Here is a 19,447-nt window from a genome sequence, read left to right on the forward strand (position 1 = left end):
GACAACATTAAAAAATACGAGAAAAAAAATGCAGTTGTAATAGGTGTCAGCGCTGATTCGGTTCAGTCTCATAAGAAATTTGAGGAGAAATATGATCTTCCCTTTACAATATTGAGCGATGAAAAGAAAACGGTCCTGCAAAAGTATGGTGTGTGGAAAGAAAAAAGCATGTACGGAAGAAAATACTTCGGTATTGAACGGACTACATTTATAATAGACGAAAAAGGAAAAATCGACAAAATTTATTACAAGGTTAAAATTCAAAATCACATTTCAACGGTTTTGCAAGATTTGAAATAACAACATGAACAATTTATCGAAAAAAAATAATGAATCTTCACAGAAACTCCGGAACTCAAAAACTTTTCAAAACTTGAAAGACGGATTTGCGCTTGAGAGCCAAGCGAACAGAAGATATTTATTTTTCGCACAGCGAGCCAAAGAAGAAGGATTTGAACAAATAGCTGAAATATTTAATGAGACAGCTGAAGGAGAAGGGGGGCATGCGTTCGGGCACTTTGAATTTATGGAGCCGATTGCAGATCCATTAACTGGAAAAAATCTCGGCGATACTGAAACGAATTTAAATACTGCAATCGATGGTGAAACATACGAATACACGGAACTCTATCCAGGATTTGCCCGCATAGCGAGAGATGAGGGGTTTTGGGAAATTGCCGAATGGTTTGAAACTCTTGCTCGTGCAGAAAAATCACACGCCGGAAGATTACAACGGGCATTGGATTCAATTAAAGAGAAAACAGAATAATGAATAGTATTCAGGTTAAATTTCTTGATTCATATCATTTTATTGAATTAAATAGGAATAGCTTTTGAAGAAAATCTCATTTTCAGAGCTAAAGAATATTTATGATTATGAAAAAGTTCGAATTGAATTCCGCAATCAAATTATTAAGATCAAGAAAAATAGACGAATTCAAATTGGGAATAATATTACTCTAGTTTTCGAAAATCGGGAGACTGTAATTTTTCAAGTCCAAGAAATGATGCGGCTTGAAAAATTAGTTGATAGAAAATTAATTCAACAGGAAATTGACATCTACAATCAATTGATTCCGGAGAAGAATCAACTTTGTGCAACAATGTTGATCGAAATTCAGGAACGCCAATATATTAAACCAATACTTGATTCACTGAGCGGTCTTAATGACAAATGCGTTTTTTTAGAATTTGATAATGAAAAAGTTGAACCGATTTTTGACCAAGGGCAGCTGACTGATGGCAGAGTGAGCGCAGTGCAATATCTTACTTTTAGCTTGAGTAAAAATCAGAAAGAGAAATTTATTAGATTGGGTTCAGATCCAAAGATCCTGATTGATCACAAAAATTATACTGCTGAATCACCATTTACCGAAGAAATGAAAAAAGTTTTAATAGAAGATTTACTGAGCGAAGAATGAAAGTTTATTTGACACGTAAAACACATTTTGCTGCAGCACATCGTTTGTTCAATCCAAATTATTCCGATGAACAGAATAAAGAAACCTTTGGACTTTGCAGCAATCCAAATTATCATGGACATAATTACAATCTTGAAGTTACAGTTGAAGGTGAGCCTGATCCAGAAACTGGTTACGTTATAGACTTAAAGTACTTAAAGAAAATTCTCAACGAAAATATTATAGATCATGTTGATCACAAAAATTTAAATGTTGAAGTTGATTTTTTAGAAGGGATAAATCCAACAGTTGAAAATTTGTGCATTGCATTCTGGAAACAATTGGAGAACAAAATTCCCAATGGAAAATTGCATGCTATCAAACTTTATGAAAGTGAAAGAAATTTAGTCGAGTATAGGGGAGAATAAAATGGATAAGATAAAAACTGCCGGACTTATTAATGAATTATTAATTCAAATCGGGGAAGACCCAAAACGAGAAGGACTCGAAAAAACTCCAGAACGGTTCGCCAAAGCTTATGAGTATTTAACAAGTGGTTACAGCAAGGATATTGACAATATCATGACCAAGGCAATATTCACTGTGAAGTACGACGAAATGGTGATTGTAAAAAATATTGATTTCTTCAGCTTATGCGAGCATCACTTACTTCCATTTTATGGAAAATGTCATGTCGCATACATTCCAAATGGAAAAATAATCGGTTTGAGCAAAATTCCACGCATTGTTGAAGTGTTCGCTCGCCGACTTCAAGTGCAGGAGCGGCTAACGCAGCAAATTGCCGATACAATAAACAAATATCTTGAACCGGATGGAGTTGCAGTTGTAGCTGAAGCAAGTCACTTATGTATGATGATGCGCGGAGTCGAAAAACAAAATTCAGTTGCGACGACAAGTGCGATGCATGGTTCGTTCAAAGAAGACGAAAGAACACGTGCTGAATTTTTAAATCTTATAAATGCAGGATTACATTAATGAAGTCTGAATCTAAAGTCATTTGGGTAACTGGTGGATCAAGCGGAATTGGTCAGGCGATCGCAAAGAATTTCGCTAAGATCAACTGCAAAGTTTATATATCTTCACGGCGAAATACCGAACTTGAACGAACTGCAAAACAATTTTCGAAAGAAAAGTTGAAAGTTCATCCTCTCCCTTGCAATGTTGCATCTGAAACAAACGTTAGTGCCGTGGCGAAACAAATTTTTCGCGAGTCTGATAAAATTGATTGTCTTGTAAATTGTGCCGGGATCACTTCGTTTAAAGATGCAATTGACTCTTCAAATAGAGAGATAAAAGATATTGTAAACACAAATCTATTAGGTTCGATATTTTGTATGAAAGCTGTTCTTCCGGATATGATGAAAAAGAAATCCGGATTAGTTATAAACATCAGTTCAATTGCAGCTGAAAAAATCTATACCGGAAGTGCTGCTTATTCCGCCTCAAAGGCAGGAATTGTTGTATTCTCAAAAGTTGTTCGGGAAGAGATCAGAGAGTCCGGTGTTAAAATAGTGAATGTACTACCCGGTCCAACCGAAACACAAATGTGGAGTCAGCAGCAGAGAAAAGAATCATCCCACTTAATGATGAAACCGGATGATTTGGCACACATCATTGTCTCGATTTTTCTCCAGCCTGATGATGTAGTTACAGAAGAAATTTTAATCAGACCGATTACGGGGGATATTAAGATTTAGCACATTAATTGCTGTCACCGACCGGTCGGTGACAGCAGCAAGGATTTAGTTTAGCAGAGAATTGGAAATCGCTTTAAAGATTCAATATCTGACAGATCAAAAAAGATTCCAACCCGACTTGTCGGGATGGAATCTTTTCACTCTCTACTTTTTTTCAAATTTTTTTCAACTTTTTCTCCAAATGGCAGCAGTGGTTAGTTATAGCTTTTGCGGAGAGGGAGATTGGTTTTTCAGGAAAAAATTTATTTACCAACGATAAAAATTTGAATTTTATTGCTTGGTTTTTTATACACTATAACATTTTGACTGAATAGGTTCGGTCAAGAATGTTAAAACGCATTTCAGGAATTCCCCCCAGAATTTAATGGACTATATATGTTGTGGAGATCATTCTATCCACAATAACTCAACCAAATAGTCGTATTTTTTTACTGAAAATAATGAGGAAAAATACAAAAGAGTGAATATCTCCAAAGAAATTGAGCTCTCTGTAATTATTTGTGTCAATCCAGTCTGGACCAATGTATTTGTCCAAAAATTTAATAACTTAATATCGAGGTAAACTAAAATGAAAAGAATTCAATTAATTTCCTCTTAATAATGTTGTTTATATTAAGGCTTTTTCCCAGAGTGTATCTTTTACTAATTTTGCTGAATATCTTACAGATTCAGCTCCGACGGGAATTGCCACCGCAGATTTCAATAACGATAATATTGCAGATATTGCAATAAGCAATCACTGGATTGGAGAAATTGCTATCTACAATGGTAATGGCGACGGCACTTTTACTGTGAGTGGAAATTATAGTGCTGGCTCCTGGCCTGGAAATATATACACTGCTGATTTAATAGTGATGGATTTGTTGATATCGTATTGGGTCACGCTTATGCTTTTATCGGAGTACTATTGAATAATGGCAGCGGAGAATTTCCAACTTATACTCAATATGATGTTGGTTCAATTTGGTTTGCAGACCCCTACACAATAGCGGTTGGTCGTTTTGATAATGATGCAATCATTGATTTGATAGTAGCAAATTACGGGACTAATGAACTGAGTTTTTTCAAAGGAAATGGTAATGGAACTTTTCAATCTCAAGTTATTACTTATGGAATAAGTTCACCGCTTGCACAGATTGCAAAAGATTTTAACGGGGATAATAAATTGGATCTTTTACTCACAATCCAACCAGAGCATAAGGTAAGAGTTTTATTGGGCAATGGGGATGGGACATTTTCATTTGGACAAGAATATAATGTCGGAACTTTCCCAACGTTTTCTGCTGCAGGTGATTTTAATAAGGATTCTAAATGGGATTTTGTAGTCGGAAATGTTGGCAGTCATAACCTTAGTGTGATGTTCGGTAATGGAGATGGAACATTTTCTAATCATTTGGTTTTACCTGTTGGGCTTAATCCTCAAGGTGTGGTAGTTGGAGATTTCGATCTTGATAATAATGATGATATCGCGGTTACTAATGTTTCTTCGAATTCAGTAAGTGTAATACTCAGTAATGGGAATGAAACTTTTCAAAGCAAGGTTGATTTTCCAGTGGGCACAACACCAGTGCTCATGGTCAGTGGATATTTTAATGGAGATAATAAATTAGATTTTGGTGTAATACATGGCAGCCAAAAATTATTTATACTTATTAATAACACAATTATCGAAAAAACAAGTTACGAGTTAATTCACGAAACGAAGATTTTGCTAAGCCCTTATCTCACCAATTCAGACAAAAAAATTCGAGAAGCCATAGCTGAGGTGATAAAACATATTGATAAAAGTTTAGGAACTGAACTGTGGGAAGATGGCAATCATCTCACATTCAAAGGGAATCAAGTATTTAATTCGATTAAGGTCGCAATAAAAGAGCTATCCGTAAAGATAATTAAAAAATATTCCGGAGCTGTAGCCGTTGATGCTGCTTCAGCAATTAGTTCAATGGTTACGGCTGCTGAAAAGTTGGCGCAGAATTCTATAAATGAAGTGGTTTGCAATGGAGATCAACAATGCATTCTCAATTTGCAAAAAGCGTTAGATGAAATGTCTCTCGCACTTGCTGAGCTTGGATTTCTTAATTATGAAAAATCCATTGACCACTTCAGTAAAGCGTGGGTGTTTTCGCAGATAGCTATGAAAAAAGCTGTTCAAAAATCTCCTGATGAAAATAATTACTCAAGTACTTATGTTCCTGAAGAATTTAATCTGCTTCAAAACTATCCCAATCCATTCAATCCATCTACAAGGATAAGTTTTGATTTACCTGAAGCTTCAGTTGTAACTCTTAAAATATATAACATGCTGGGACAAGAAGTAGCTTCCCTCATTTCCGATGAATTATATCGTGCCGGTAGTCATGAAAAGGTTTTTGATGCGAGTGGTTATCCAAGCGGAGTTTATATTTATAGAATAAGTGCAAATAACTATTCAGTCCAGAGGAAAATGATATTGGCAAAGTAGAAATTCTGGCGCTCACTAATTACAGAATCAAAGATTCCATCCCGACAAGTCGGGATGGAATCTTTCTTAAAGAAAAAGCTTCCATCTTTCAATTTAGTAGTTCGACTTAATTAAGTTGGAAGCTTCTTGTGTTTAGGAGGTCGCTCTAATCTTTTGGGGGTGGGGGAGGAAGTGGTCTTCCCATTCTCTCACGGAAATTGTCTTTTCTTTGTTGAAATCTTTGCCTGACACCTTCAGAAAACCTATGTCTCATTTGTTTAAAGGTTTCTTTTTGTTGGTCATCTAAGAGATTATAGATGTCGAACCAATGTGCAAGCCGCACTTTTTGCATTTGTGATTTGACTTGTGAAATTTTATCCATTGCGGATTCAATATTTTTCTTCTCTACTTTTTCTGCTTTCCATTGATTCTTCATGTCAACGGATAGTTTCTTAATCTCTGCCTGATAATCGATCATTGCTTTTTGATGACTATAGCGAAGTTTTTCTATTTGAGCTTGTTGATCCTTTGTCAGATCGAGTTCTTTCGCAATCATCCCGCACATTCTCCCCATCCCTTTTCTTTGACCACGTTGGGCAAATGCGTCGCTTGAAAAAATTAGTATTAATGAAAACATCACTAATACTACAAATACAAATGTTTTTTTCATTTCACAGCTCCTGATATTTAATTGTTGTTGTCATTTTGGTATTTTGACAATATATATCGTTAAAAGTTTAATCAGCCAACACGTTCCGTGTCGAGGGACGAGTTCGAAATATTAAACCTTATTTGACCCATATTGTCTAATTTAAGCAGCCAGATTATGCAGAATAGAGATGATTTCATACTAATAGATGAATTTATTGAAGGAGATGCCAAAGCTTTTGGCGTACTGGTTGAAAGATACAAAAGAAAAATATATATGACAGCTTACAGAATTCTTGGCAACCACGAAGATGCCGACGATATAACTCAGGAAGTGATATTAAAAATGTATAGCAGCTTGAGCACATTTAGAAAAGAATCATCAATCTTTACTTGGCTTTATAAGATTACAACAAATCTATCGCTAAATGAATTAAAGAGAAAAAAGATAAAAAATTTTTTCAGCTTAGATGCGGTTACAGATTACTTAGCGGATGAAAAGACTTCATCGCCAGAAAGCAAGTTGGGTGAAAAGGAACTTTCTTCAAAAATTCAGGATGCAATAAATAAATTGCCGGAAAAGCAGCGGGTTGTTTTCACACTTCGGTTTTATGAAGAACTTCCGTATGAAGAAATCTCAAAAATTGTCGGCACCTCTGTTGGAGCATTGAAAGCAAATTATTTTCATGCATTTAATAAAATGGTTAAGGAGTTGAAAAATGTCGTGTGAAAAGATTAAACCATTATTGTTTGATTACTTCGAAAAAAATATCTCTGAAGGGAGAGTAAGAAATTTAAAATCGCATTTAGAAACTTGCAGATTTTGTGCTGAAGAGCTTACGGAGTTTGAAAATTTATCTCAACTGCTCAAAAAAGAGACCTCGGAACTAATCAACAAACACTTTTTCTATTTTGAAAACTTAAGATTGAACAATTCCAATAAACTTTTCGAAGTCCGGAAACAAATGGCTCCCATCTTTCGTTTTGCTGCTGGTCTGGCGTTAGTATTTTATCTCGCGGCTCTCTTTCTGTTCACTAATTTCACAGGATGGAATATTCCTTCAAATGAATTTCAAACATCTCAATTAATTTATCCGAACTCTGGAAGTGAATTGATAAATGATAATTCTTACGAGAATATCGGTAAATTATATGATCAGATATCGGATGAAACTATAATGCAGTCAGATTATCTCAATGGTGAATATGAAATGCTTATGCAAATGAATTCGAAATTAATACCGAGTGTTGAAAATTATCTTGGAAGGGACTACAATTTAATTGGATTGAGTGAAAGCGATTTTGATCAAATTTTGAAATCACTTAATTATAAAGAGATTATTTAGGAGTACAAATGAAATATTTAATCATACTGCTTATCGCTTTCTCTGCATCAACATCTTTTAGTCAGCAGAGAATGCAAATGCGAGAACATCAACGGGATAAGATTGACCAGTTGAAAAAAATTAAGCTGATCGAGGCGCTAAATTTGAACGAAGAAGCATCGTTAAGATTTGTTTCGCGTTATAATGAGTTTCACAAACAAATTCGTGACTTTCAGCGAAATAAAGAAACAGTCATAGATGAGCTTCAAAAAATTGTGAAAGATGGGGAAAAGGGATTCTCAGACCAGAAGTTTGAAGAATTGATCAAAAAATTTTCGCAAATTGAAACAGAATCCGATAAGCTCAAATATCATTTCTTTAAGTCACTTGAAGAAATTCTACCTAAATATAAAATTGCGAAACTTATAGTATTCGAACGTGAATTTGCTCGTGAGTTGAATAACCTCGTTCAAGATCGCCGCAGGATGTTGAGGGAAAGAAAATAATGCCACTGGAGTAACGATGGAATTCCAAATCCATTCTTATTAAGTGAGACTTGGGAATGAGTTTTAGGTGTAGACTAAGACCAGTGTTGAAAGTAATTATTTTTTTGTTGTAAAAATTGGAGCAAATTCAATAGCTGAATTTTTTCCCGAATTTTACATTTTCATTTTGCATTTTTGAATTAATTTTTCCCGCCCTTGTATTTCTAATCATAAAGTAATATTTTTGAACCGTTTTTTGCGGAAGTGGTGGAACTGGCAGACACACCATCTTGAGGGGGTGGCGCCGAGAGGCGTGCGGGTTCAAGTCCCGCCTTCCGCACTAAAGGAGGACTGCTCCATATTGGGTAGAACATTTTTACCCTCTCTAACGTTATGTAAAAAATAAAAAGGAGATTCGATGCAATACAAAAAAATAATTATACTTGTTCTTTTTGTCGCAGCTTCTGTAATTGCTCAAGATATGAAACCTGATGCGGCAAAATTATATAACGACGGGAATCAAAAAATGAAAGTTGGTAATTTTTCCGGTGCGATTCAAAGTTACGATCAAGCTTTGCAGATTGAAAAAGACTATCGTATTTATTATCAAAAAGGAATTGCACATAAGAAAAGTAATCAACTCGATGAATCTTATAATTCACTAATAAAATGTGCCGAAATGAAATCGGATTTTGATTTGGTGTACAACGCACTTGGTTCGGCAGAGTTTTCTCGCGGTAATTATGAAGAAGCTTCAGACTACTTTGTAAAATTATTATCAATTACAAAAAACGCTCAATTAAAAAAATTAGCGAATGATAATTTATCACTAAGCTATACAAAACTAGGTGATCTGGCCATTAGAGGAGGCGAACAAGAGAAAGCGATCAGTTTTTTGGATAAAGCTGTAAAGCACGATGACTCGAATGGAGCTGCACATCTTGCACTTGCAAAAGCATTCGTTGAATCAGGTAAATATAATGATGCTTTATCTGCAGCCGATGCCGCATTAAAAAGTAAAGCGAAAATATCCAAAGGAGGAGTTAACTATTATAAAGGACTTGCTCTAAAAAATCTCGGTAAGTTAAGCGAAGCAAAATCTTCATTTGAAGAAGGGAAAAAAGATCCAACTTACCGCACTGTCTGCGATTACGAAATTAAAAACCTACCCAAAAATTAAATTTTCTAATATGGCTGAGTGGAAATTTTCACTCAGCCAATACACTAAAATATCCTCCAATCTAAATTGCTTCACTCTAAATTTGTAAATATCTTTGGCAAAATATTTATTAATTATGAGTGAAATCCTAAAGCTATTACTAATCTTAATCTTCATCTCCCTTTTAATTGTAAGTTTAGAAACGTTAGCACATCGAAAAGTTCTCTCTGCAGAATTCGCAAGAAAATCTCTTCATATATTAGCTGGTGTGTTGATATCACTCTCGCCATTTATTTTTGATAATTTTTATTATCCGTTTATTACTGCTATAGCTGCATCATTATTCAGTATCGCTGCAGTGAAATTTAATTTTTTGCCGAGAATTGATCCGCCCAGCCGAGGAACACTTGGTACATTCTTCTTCTCTTTTTCATTTGCAATACTCCTAGTTTTTTACTGGGATAACTATAAATGGCTAATCTCTCTGAGCTATTTACTTTTTGTGATTGGTGATGCTTTTGCTGCAATCGTTGGAGAGAATTCAAAAAGAAGAATTACATTGGCAATTAATTCTGAACCTAAAACGCTGCAAGGAGCACTTACGATTTTTGCTACGACTTTTCTTTTGTTTGCAGCTTTCTGGAGCATCTTCAAACATCAATTATCTTTCCTTGATTTGTCTTTAGATAAGTTTGTAATTTTTAACATAATCGTTTCAACTGTGGCTATGGTAGTAGAAATTCTTTCACGAAAAGGAAGTGACAATATTTTTTTGCCGATAGTGATTTCATTCACGATTTTCATATGTGTGATACAGCCGCAATATTTAGACTCATTCGCATTAGGATTTGTCTTAAGTATTCTTATAGTATTTATTTCACTGCGATTTAAATTTCTTAGCATTGAAGGAGCTCTATCGACTTTTCTTTTAGCACTTTTTATCTATGGACTCGGTGAATGGAAATGGACTCTCCCAATTTTTGTCTTTTTTCTCTTTTCTTCGATTCTATCGAAATTAAGTGGCAGTTCTAAAAAATCTTCTGTGACTATGGGACGAACAAAGGGAAGTGAACGAGATATGATGCAAGTTTTTGCGAATGGAGGAATTGCATTTATTACAATTACTTTGAACTTTTTATTTCCAAATGATTCATGGTATTTGGTTTATTTAGTTTCACTATCCGTTTCCATGACTGACACTTGGTCTACAGAGATCGGAACATGGCTCGGAGAAAAAACTTTCCTAATTACAAATTTGAAAACTGTTAATAGGGGTGAGTCGGGAGGTGTATCATTAGTGGGAACAATTGGAGGAGTTTTTGGTTCTATTGTTGTTATTTCTTCAGGATTAATTTTTGTAAATTTATCTGTGGAACTATTTATAATGTTAGTAATATTTGGCACGGTGGGAAGTGTTATCGATAGTATTTTAGGAGCTTCAATCCAAGCGAAATATTACTGTACAAACTGTCATTCAATAGTTGAACTTAAAACTCATTGTAACAGAGCGGCAGAATTTAAAAGTGGATTTGGAATGATGAATAATGATTTGGTGAATTTTTCTTCTGTTTTGATCATATCAATAATCTTTTTTACAATCTTATGAAAACAAAAATCGTAATTTTCTTTGTATTTGTTTTTTCGGCAAGCTGCTTTTCGAGTGATTTTGATTTTAAATTTCGTAAAGCAATTGAACTTTTTGATAGTAAGAATTATGAAGAATCTTATCTATTATTCTCCCAACTAAAAGATTATCAGACACTGAATGTGGAAAAAATTCCTCTAGTCTATTTTTATTTAGGAGAAAACAAATTTCGGCTCGAACAGTTTTTTGAATCATCCCTCGAATTTGAATACTATGTTTGGAAATATCCGTTCGACCGGAACTACGATTTAGGATTATTGCGTCTTGGCCAGATATTTTTCAAGTTAGGCGAATACCCAAAGGCAAGGCAGTATTTAACAAAATTATTGGAAGAGTCTCCAGAACATGAGTTTTATGGTTTGGCAGAATATTGGATTGCGGAATGTTATTTCCAGGAAGGCGATCTTATAAGTTCAGAGCACTTTTATCTTGAGTCAATAAAAAATCGAGCAACAAACAAGCATGTTGATCACTCATTTTTTGCACTCGCTTACTTATATGAAACTCGCGGAGAATTTGAAAAATCAGAACTCTATTTCGACAGATTGCTTTTTGAATTGCCTGAATCAAGATTAACTCCTTTGGCTTTGGTTCGAGTTGCAAATTCATATTATCAACTTGGAAAATATCAACGCGCAATTTCTAAACTCAACGATCCCCAAGTGAAGTCTCTTCCGCAAACCAACCTTGCCGAAGCTTCTTACATTCTCGCAAATTGTTATTATCGAGCAAATCAATTTGCTGATGCAAGTAGAGAATTTGAATCTACTATTCAAAGATATCCAAATTCTAATATGACTCGCCCTGCAATTTATGGACTCGCCTGGAGTTTATATCAGGAGAATAAACTTCAAGCTGCTCATCATACTTTAAAAAAACTCACGGATGGTATTGATTCTTTAGCGGAGCGGGCAACTTATTGGTTAGGATTTTTCAGCAGGAATATGAATGAGAATGATCAAGCCATTGAGGAATTCAAAGAATATTTGCGCAAGTATCCCATCTTTCGTTTAGCTGATAAAGCAAAATTCGAAATCGGAATGATCTACTATCTGCAAAAAAGATTTAAAGATGCTGAAACATATTTGTTTAGTGTCTCGGAAGTGACACGAGACATGTCTGTCCGCGCAAAAGCGAGTTTAGTTCTTGGCAATATGGCTCTCGATCGTAGAAATTTTCCAAATGCCAAAATGTATTTTGAATCTGCAGTCAGTTCACTCGATGAAAGTTCGGCTGATTTCAATGTCGCATCAACTGGTCTTGGAATTTCTAACTTCTATTTAAATAATTTCGAAACAGCAGGGCATATTTTTAGAAATCTTCTGACAAGAAAAAATTTGACTGAGGTGGATAAAGTACGCCTCTATCTTGCTGAAAGTAACTTTGCAATGAAGAATTTTAGCGATGCAGCAGTTAATTATGAAGCGGTCTTACGTCAGAGTAAATCGAAGGATTTGATCCCCGTTGCACATTATGGTTTAGTCTATTCCAACTTCAATCTGAAAAATTATTCTTATGTGGTGAATCTAGGCGTAGATTTCCTAAAAAAATATCCAGCTTCGAAACACTCTCCTGAGATTAAACTGCGTTTGGCTGATTCATATTATGCAACTAAAGAATATTCTAAGGCAAGCGAAGCATACAGAGATTATTTTAATTCTTCTACTCTTGGACGCGGATCTGATTATGCTACCTATCAATATGCACAAGCTCTATACAAAGCCGGAAATATTAACGGTGCAATCGACGAATTCGTTTCTTTTCAAAATCGTTTTCCAGCATCAAAATATGCGGATGAAGCACAATATGTTATCGGCTGGATAAGATTTCAACAGGGACTTTATGATAATAGTATTTTTGAGTATGAAAAAGTATTGGAGAAGTATCCAACTTCTGCATTGATCCCGATTGTGTATTACTCAGTAGGTGATGCCTACTTCAATAAAGGTTTGTATGATCTGGCGATTTCTAGTTATCAACGTGTGCTTGATAATTATATGTCCTCGGATATTGTAATCGATGCAATGAATGGAATTCAATATAGCTATGTTGCACAGGGGAAGGTTGATGAAGCTGCATCGGCAATTTCAAATTTTGTTTCACTGAATCCTTCGCTTCGAAATCTCGATAGGCTTTTAATAAAGAAAGGAGATTTATTCCTTTCTCAAAGAAGATATCAAGATGCGATTTCGAGCTATCGCGAGTTCATTTCAATATTCCCAAGCAGCGGATTAGTTCCGAGTGCTTATTACTCAATTGCGAAAGCGTTTATACAATCTAAATCTTACACTGATGCGATTCAAAACTTAACGCTAATTTTTAGAAACTTCTCATCAAGCGAATTGGCAGACGATGCAGTGCTTGAATGCGGAAACGTATATCGCTCTGTTGAAGATTACGATAAAGCAATTCAGATGTATGATTATTTGATATCTAATTTTTCGAAATCAGCATTGGTTCCGGAAGCCGTTTATTGGAAGGGAGTCAGCTTCGTCGATAGAAAACAATTTGATCTCGCTGTGACTCACTTTCAGCATATAATAACTAATTATTCTTCAAATGCATACTATTCACGTACTCTTTATGAACTTGGGAAAATTTCGATGAACCAAGGCAATATTGAGCAGGCTCGCAATTACTTTAAACAAGTTGTCGATCTACGCAATGATGAATTCGGAGCGGAAAGTCAATATTATATCGGAGAGTTTTTATACAGTCAAAAACTTTATGATGAAGCAATCACAGAATTCCTGAGGCTGAAATTTGCCTTTGCCGGGCATGTTGAATGGCTTGCAAAAGGATTATTTAAAGTTTCAGAGAGTTACGAGATTTTAAAAGATAAAAGTAAAGCGAAAGACTTCTATCGTGAAGTACAAAAGCTCCAGCCAACGAGTGAGATTGGCATTGAAGCAAAAAAAAGAGCGGATAAAATCAGATGAAAAAATTACTAAGTTTACTTTATATTTTAATTCCAATTTTTGCTTTTGCTCAAACTGATACACTTGTGTCAAAAACACCGGAGATTGAATTACCCGATTTTGTCATAACAGGAACGACAAAAATCGATATGCCAACTCAAATGAAAGAAACTCCTGATGTGATCTCTGCTTTATCAGAACAGTTTATTTTGCCAAAAATTGGCGTCGAGAGTCTGGAGCTTGAAGGATTAACTGATCCAACCAAGCTGCAGGCAAAGATAAAGGATTCGCTCGAGTTCAATAATTTCAGATTTACTCTTGGTGCGGGCCTTAATCAGCTTCCATTCGCAAACGCATTCTACTCGCAGAGAGTTAATCGATTTAAAATAAATGCTTATGGCTCATTAAGTAAGGTTAGGAATTATATGCCAAATTCCGGTTACCATGATTTGTTATTGGGAGGAAGCACAACTTACATCATACGGAAAGAAAGTGAACCGCCTGCAAGGATTAATATTGCCGGATCATTTAATCAACACTACTTTTCGCCATTTGTATCTCCAACTGACAACAAATTCCGCAGCTCAAATTTAATTAATATCAATGGTTCATTTGAAAATCTTTTCTGGAAAGAGTTCAATGTGGATTTGGGTGGTTTCTCTGACATACATTATTTATCAGATTATAATTCATCACATTTCAATTTTAGTCCATTCATCTCTGCAAAATCAAGTTTCGAACATTTCATCCTTTCTGCTCGATTTAATCCGTCACTTCTAAAATCTTCGACTTCCACAAGTGAAAGTAATTTGATTCTTGCACTCTCATCCGAAATGCAGCTGAGAAAGATTTTTAACCGAATGAACATCATTGTTAACGTCGATTATCAATCGAGAAGCGAAACCGGTTCGCAATTTCTTGCTCCCTCAGCATCTATCGGAGTTGGAATTCTAAATAATCTTTCAATTGGTGTCTTGTACCAAAATCGACTAGTTCAACTAACACCGCCGACCTTATGGAAAAAAAATCCTTACACCGACACCTTGCATTACAGGCACAACTACGAACGCATAAAAAACAAAATTGGATTTGTATTGCGATTTTATACTTCACGTTTGATGAACGTTGAATTTAATATTTCGCAGTATAGTCATTTGGGCAAGATTATGTTTGTCCCATCAATAACAAATACAGGTTATTTTGATATAGTTCGATTAGATGCGAAAGTAATGGAGGCAATTTTAATGGCAAATCTTTCTTTCGGAGGATTTGGAGACCTCTTTGGTTCAGTTAGATATTTAGACTCCAAATTAAATCTCAATTCAAAGTCGGAACCCTTTTCACCGCGCATTCAGGCAAATATTGAATATGTCTATAAATTTGCTTTTTCGCTTTTATTGAGATTAAGATTTTTGTATAATTCAGTAAGTTATTCTGATATTGGAAATAACTCTAGGATTAGTGATTTAGCTGATCTTGGATTCTGTGTTGAATATGAAATTACAAAATATTTGCGTGCTGGACTTGAAACTTCAAATATTTTTAATAGAAGAAATTATCGATGGATAAACTATCAGTTGAAATCAATTGATTTGCTTTTATATTTATCAACAAATCTATAAAATATTATGAATAAACATGATTTAGTTGCGGTAATTTCAAGTAGGACAGGCCTTACACAAAAAAGAGTCAAGGAAGTCTTGGAAGCAATTCTTTCTGGCTTGATAGCTGAAGTCCGAAAAAATAAATCATTCACTTTTCACAATTTTGGGAAATTTGAGTTGAAAAACCGAAAGCAAAGGAAGGGAGTAAATCCAAAAACCGGAGATACAATATTAATTCCTCCAAAAGAAGTATTGGTGTTTAAACCTTCCAAAAACTTAATAAAGTGAGAGGTTTATCATGGATAAAAAACACTTTGTAGAATTTATCGGGAATAATTTAGGGAGCGATCCATCAGAAGTCGAACAGGTACTCGATAACTTTCTTGAATTAACATCCAAATCCTTAAATGATGAAGAGAAAGTTTCTATTTCTGATTTTGGCAAATTTTCAACAAAGAAAACTAAACCAAGAACAACTTTTAATGCACTTCTGAACAAAGAGATAGAGATACCAGCGAAGACTAAAGTTTCATTTTCTCCCGCAAAAAGTCTTGCTGAAGATATAAATAAAAAATACGCAAATCTTGAAACTAAAGTGATTGAAGAAAATATTGAGAGAAAAATAGAGAAAAAAATTCCACTTTTAGTTGATGAACCTGAAATAAGTGAACCATCCGAAATGGCAGCAAAATTTCTTGAAGAACTTGACAAAAAAGCTGCGATTGAGACTACTCCGCCAATTTCTCCCGCGAAATTTGAATTTGGGGCAGAAAAAAAATCTGACTTGAGTTTAGCGGATGAAATGTTTGAATCGTTGATTTCCGAAGAAGAAAAAAAACAAGCAGCTAAAAAAGCAATTGAGACAAATATCAAAGAAGAAACAATATCAAAGGGAGCAGAAATGCCTAATATGAATCTAAACGAGGGGGAACCAAAATTCGTTCTTGGTGATGAGATTGGTCCTCCACCATCATCTACTTATAAAAGAAGCACTTCAACTCCACCTCCGAGTGGAGCACCATCTGGTTATGTTCCAAGAGAAAATTCATCTCCTTTTTTATGGATAACGTTGGTTTTAATTCTAATCGCAATTGTGGGAGTTGGAATATATTGGGCTTTGAGTACCGATGTAACGGATTCAGGAAAGAGCTCTGTAAGTATCGTAGAAAGGGGAAAGAGGAGTACATCTCCACCGGTTTTAGTTCAAGATCAGAAAACCAAAGCTATTGATACAGCCCGCAGAAGCACTAAAAAAGAAATCATCTTAATGCCTGAAGAATATCAGACAATCCAAAAACCGGAAGAATCTGGAAAGGACAAAGCCGGCATCTTAATAGAAGAGAAAAAAGAAACCACACCAATCGTAACAAAAAAAGATATCCCAATAGTTACGGAAGTTACTCCGACGAAGCCTGAAGTTGTCGAAGTAAAACCGCCTGCAACTAAACCTATTGTGACACCAAGGAAACCAGTTTATAAGCGGACTGTTAAAAGAACTACACTTAAAGTTGAGAAGCCGGTTGTAACCGAGTCATTCCCAACGGAAGCTTATTCCGATGGAAATTATTTCATTCAAGTACGTTCATATACAAATCAAGCTTATGCAAACTCTGAAGCAAGAAATTTGAGGAACAAAGGTTATCGAACATTCGTTGAAACAGCTGATATTACCGGAAAAGGTACCATGTATAGAGTTTTGGTTGGAAAGTACAAAGATGAAGATGCGGCAGCAAAGGATTATCATAGCTTAAGAGTTTTATTAAAGAGCGATAACATTTTTGTCGATAGGAGATAACTTATAGAATATGGATTTACTTCAAGGATTTTTAAAAGGTGGGCTGCTAATGTGGCCCATTTTTTTGTGCTCAATTGTTGCACTCGCAGTTATTATTGAAAGATATTTTGTTTTAAGACAAGCATCTGTCAATGTCCCTCGTTTCATGATTCAAGTCCGTGAACATGTTAAACGCGGTGACGTTGTTGAAGCAATTAATTATTGTTCAGAGTACAATTCTCCAATCTCGAATATTGTAAGAAAAGGTCTTACAAAATATCATTTCGGAACAGAACGAGTGAAAGAATCTATCGAAAGTGCTGGCAGACAAGAAGTCTACAAACTTGAAAAAGGATTATCTATTCTTGCTACAATCTCTGGAGTGGCGCCACTATTGGGATTTTTGGGAACGGTTACCGGAATGATCTCAGCATTTATCAAAGTCGAAACTCTCGGTGGAAATGCCAGTCCAAGTGATCTCGCAGGAGGAATTTGGGAAGCTCTTGTAACAACTGCATTTGGATTAGTTGTCGGAATTTTTGCTTATCTCTTCTACAATTTCTTCATTACGCGTGTAACGAAATTAGTTTCTGAAATGGAGATCACTTCCACTGATTTCATTGATCTTCTGCATGAGAAAGATTCCGGGAAGAATTAGTAAATGAAATTCGAAACTGATAATAAATTATTGACAGCGTTCAATTTTTCATCGCTTACGGATATTGTGATGCTTTTGTTGATATTCTTTCTGCTCACATCTCAATTCGTCGTAACTACTGGAGTTCAGGTTAAACTACCGAAATCAGAAACTGCAGAATCTTTGACCGAAACTCAGTTCAATGTCACGATAACAAAAACGAACGACATTTATTTTGGAAGTGAAAAGATAAGTCTCGGCATACTCGGCGAGAAAATTATGAGAGCAAAATCTGCCGAGAAAGAAAACAATCTGATCATCCGAACCGATAAAGAAGTGCCGATTGATGTAATTATCAAAGTGATTGATATTTCAAAAGGAGTCGGTGTTACAAAGTTTACGATTGCGACCGAAAAAGAAATGCTATGAAAAAAGTTTTTTCTGACAGGAGATATACCTACGCAATCTCCTCTGTCTTTCATATCGTACTACTTCTTCTTTTCACATTTATCTCATTGGGGACACTCGATGAGCCGCTTGAGTATGTTGAGATAGATTTTGGGAGTCCCGGCAGCGGAATGAGGGGAGCTTCGATGCAAACAGAACAAGCAAACAAGGCAATTGAAGAAATTCCGGAAGAAACTACTCCAGAGAAGATAAAAGAAGAAGTAAAACCTCCAGTAACGAAACAAGAATTTGACGAATCTGTAGTAAAAAAAGAAAAAAAAGAGGAGAAGAAAAAACCTAAGGAAGAAATCCGCAGAGAAGAAAAATCTGAAACTACTGATCCTTCAAGTTCTAAAAACTTAACCGGCGATGCCGGTTTAGGTTCTTCTGGATTTAGTTTTGATTGGGGTGGACGCGGGACTCGAAAAATTCTTCGCTGGGAGAAACCGACCTTCCCTCAAGGAGTCCAAAAAGAAATCGATATCAAAGTGCGTTTTATAATTTTGCCTGATGGTTCTGTAGTTTCTCCAATTCCATTAATAAAAGCAGATACACAGCTTGAAGATGCTGCAATTGCAGCACTTAAGACGTGGAAATTCGAACCATTGAGACCAAATCAAGTTCAATTTGAACAGAATGTCGTAATTACAATTCCTTACCGACTGGAATAAATCTCTTATTTTACTCTGTGTAAAAACTCGATAATTAAGGGAACCTCTAAAAACTCCAAATAACAAAAAATAAATCTCAAATAAGCTACAACAACCAAAATTCAATCCGCTGTGGCGGACAAAACAAAGCAATCAAAGTATTCGTTTGAAATTTGGTTCATAGAATTTGTCATTTGGAGCTTGTGTTTTGAGATTTCGAGATGTCCTTATGCTAATGTAAACTAAGAGTTGGTAGATTTTTCACTGCTGGGCAGCAGCTTAATTCTTCCTTTGAAATAAAAACTGTAAAAGAAGAATTCGAGAATTGTTAAAAGTGTAAGTGAGATTGTGTCCCGGTTGTAGAACTTACCGAACCCTTGCGGCTCGAAAACTAATGAAACCAGAAAATAAGATAACGTCCATCCAACTGAAAAAATTATTCCAATGAAGATTAGAACGAGAAATGCGGCACCGAGACTTTCCTCCTGCCATCTTTTTGTGAAGACGTAGAGTGCAAATATTATATGTACATAAAAGAAAAAAGCTGTTATCATATTTTCAAAATCAATTTACGAAGAAAGAAAGTAAATCACA

General features: G+C 35.3%; 21 protein-coding genes and 1 tRNA gene. 20 read left to right on the forward strand and 2 right to left on the reverse strand.

The annotated features are described in order from the left end of the window. The 7 genes from FJ213_09845 to FJ213_09875 form a co-directional block, all read left to right on the forward strand. Positions 1-300, forward strand: a 300-nt coding sequence (locus tag FJ213_09845; GenBank protein MBM4176456.1) for a peroxiredoxin, incomplete at its 5' end; no start/stop codon positions are given. A 4-nt stretch (positions 301-304) separates the two neighbouring features. Then, positions 305-769 (forward strand): rubrerythrin, encoded by a 465-nt coding sequence (locus tag FJ213_09850; protein MBM4176457.1) that lies wholly within the window; start codon positions 305-307, stop codon positions 767-769. Positions 770-833: 64 nt separating this feature from the next. After that, a complete protein-coding gene (locus tag FJ213_09855; GenBank protein MBM4176458.1) occupies positions 834-1,421 on the forward strand; it encodes a DUF3501 family protein in 588 nt (195 codons plus the stop codon). Further along, the gene (locus tag FJ213_09860) at positions 1,418-1,828 is read left to right on the forward strand and encodes a 6-carboxytetrahydropterin synthase (GenBank protein ID MBM4176459.1); all 411 of its coding nucleotides are present in this window, start codon (positions 1,418-1,420) and stop codon (positions 1,826-1,828) included. The genes FJ213_09855 and FJ213_09860 overlap by 4 nt, the downstream gene beginning before the upstream one ends. Before the next feature lies 1 nt (position 1,829). After that, positions 1,830-2,396: a GTP cyclohydrolase I FolE gene (gene folE / locus FJ213_09865; protein MBM4176460.1), complete on the forward strand. Its 567-nt coding sequence runs from the start codon at positions 1,830-1,832 to the stop codon at positions 2,394-2,396. Next, complete coding sequence (locus FJ213_09870; GenBank protein ID MBM4176461.1) at positions 2,396-3,118, forward strand: SDR family oxidoreductase; 723 nt, start codon at positions 2,396-2,398, stop codon at positions 3,116-3,118. The genes folE and FJ213_09870 overlap by 1 nt, the downstream gene beginning before the upstream one ends. A gap of 874 nt (positions 3,119-3,992) precedes the next feature. Further along, complete coding sequence (locus FJ213_09875) at positions 3,993-5,582, forward strand: T9SS type A sorting domain-containing protein (protein ID MBM4176462.1); 1,590 nt, start codon at positions 3,993-3,995, stop codon at positions 5,580-5,582. 145 nt (positions 5,583-5,727) lie between these two features. On the opposite strand, the gene FJ213_09880 is transcribed toward FJ213_09875, so the two are convergent. Further along, a complete protein-coding gene (locus tag FJ213_09880) occupies positions 5,728-6,231 on the reverse strand; it encodes a periplasmic heavy metal sensor (GenBank protein ID MBM4176463.1) in 504 nt (167 codons plus the stop codon). Positions 6,232-6,387: 156 nt separating this feature from the next. Between FJ213_09880 and FJ213_09885 the strand changes: the two genes are divergently transcribed. The 13 genes from FJ213_09885 (at position 6,388) to FJ213_09945 (ending at position 18,874) form a co-directional block, all read left to right on the forward strand. Then, the gene (locus FJ213_09885; protein ID MBM4176464.1) at positions 6,388-6,939 is read left to right on the forward strand and encodes an RNA polymerase sigma factor; all 552 of its coding nucleotides are present in this window, start codon (positions 6,388-6,390) and stop codon (positions 6,937-6,939) included. Next, the gene (locus FJ213_09890) at positions 6,929-7,555 is read left to right on the forward strand and encodes a zf-HC2 domain-containing protein (GenBank protein ID MBM4176465.1); all 627 of its coding nucleotides are present in this window, start codon (positions 6,929-6,931) and stop codon (positions 7,553-7,555) included. The genes FJ213_09885 and FJ213_09890 overlap by 11 nt, the downstream gene beginning before the upstream one ends. Before the next feature lie 8 nt (positions 7,556-7,563). Continuing rightward, complete coding sequence (locus FJ213_09895) at positions 7,564-8,040, forward strand: hypothetical protein (GenBank protein ID MBM4176466.1); 477 nt, start codon at positions 7,564-7,566, stop codon at positions 8,038-8,040. A gap of 237 nt (positions 8,041-8,277) precedes the next feature. After that, positions 8,278-8,362 (forward strand) — tRNA-Leu (locus tag FJ213_09900). Between the two features lie 75 nt (positions 8,363-8,437). Then, positions 8,438-9,199: a tetratricopeptide repeat protein gene (locus tag FJ213_09905; protein ID MBM4176467.1), complete on the forward strand. Its 762-nt coding sequence runs from the start codon at positions 8,438-8,440 to the stop codon at positions 9,197-9,199. 115 nt (positions 9,200-9,314) lie between these two features. Next, positions 9,315-10,784, forward strand: a complete 1,470-nt coding sequence (locus tag FJ213_09910) for a DUF92 domain-containing protein (GenBank protein ID MBM4176468.1) — start codon at positions 9,315-9,317, stop codon at positions 10,782-10,784. Continuing rightward, the gene (locus FJ213_09915) at positions 10,781-13,762 is read left to right on the forward strand and encodes a tetratricopeptide repeat protein (protein MBM4176469.1); all 2,982 of its coding nucleotides are present in this window, start codon (positions 10,781-10,783) and stop codon (positions 13,760-13,762) included. The genes FJ213_09910 and FJ213_09915 overlap by 4 nt, the downstream gene beginning before the upstream one ends. Then, complete coding sequence (locus tag FJ213_09920; GenBank protein ID MBM4176470.1) at positions 13,759-15,363, forward strand: hypothetical protein; 1,605 nt, start codon at positions 13,759-13,761, stop codon at positions 15,361-15,363. Before FJ213_09915 ends, FJ213_09920 begins: the two co-directional genes overlap by 4 nt. 6 nt (positions 15,364-15,369) lie before the next feature. Then, positions 15,370-15,633, forward strand: a complete 264-nt coding sequence (locus FJ213_09925) for an HU family DNA-binding protein (GenBank protein MBM4176471.1) — start codon at positions 15,370-15,372, stop codon at positions 15,631-15,633. A gap of 10 nt (positions 15,634-15,643) precedes the next feature. Continuing rightward, on the forward strand, positions 15,644-17,140 hold the full coding sequence (locus tag FJ213_09930) for a hypothetical protein (protein MBM4176472.1): 1,497 nt from the start codon (positions 15,644-15,646) through the stop codon (positions 17,138-17,140). A 10-nt stretch (positions 17,141-17,150) separates the two neighbouring features. Next, complete coding sequence (locus FJ213_09935) at positions 17,151-17,777, forward strand: MotA/TolQ/ExbB proton channel family protein (GenBank protein MBM4176473.1); 627 nt, start codon at positions 17,151-17,153, stop codon at positions 17,775-17,777. A 3-nt stretch (positions 17,778-17,780) separates the two neighbouring features. Next, the gene (locus tag FJ213_09940; protein MBM4176474.1) at positions 17,781-18,185 is read left to right on the forward strand and encodes a biopolymer transporter ExbD; all 405 of its coding nucleotides are present in this window, start codon (positions 17,781-17,783) and stop codon (positions 18,183-18,185) included. Further along, a complete protein-coding gene (locus tag FJ213_09945; GenBank protein ID MBM4176475.1) occupies positions 18,182-18,874 on the forward strand; it encodes a TonB family protein in 693 nt (230 codons plus the stop codon). The genes FJ213_09940 and FJ213_09945 overlap by 4 nt, the downstream gene beginning before the upstream one ends. 221 nt (positions 18,875-19,095) lie before the next feature. On the opposite strand, the gene FJ213_09950 is transcribed toward FJ213_09945, so the two are convergent. Further along, entirely contained in the window at positions 19,096-19,407 is a 312-nt protein-coding gene (locus FJ213_09950; GenBank protein MBM4176476.1) for a hypothetical protein, read from the reverse strand. Positions 19,408-19,447: the final 40 nt, after the last annotated feature.

This window comes from Ignavibacteria bacterium, assembly GCA_016873845.1.
Taxonomy (GTDB): Bacteria; Bacteroidota; Ignavibacteria; order Ch128b; family Ch128b; genus JAHJVF01.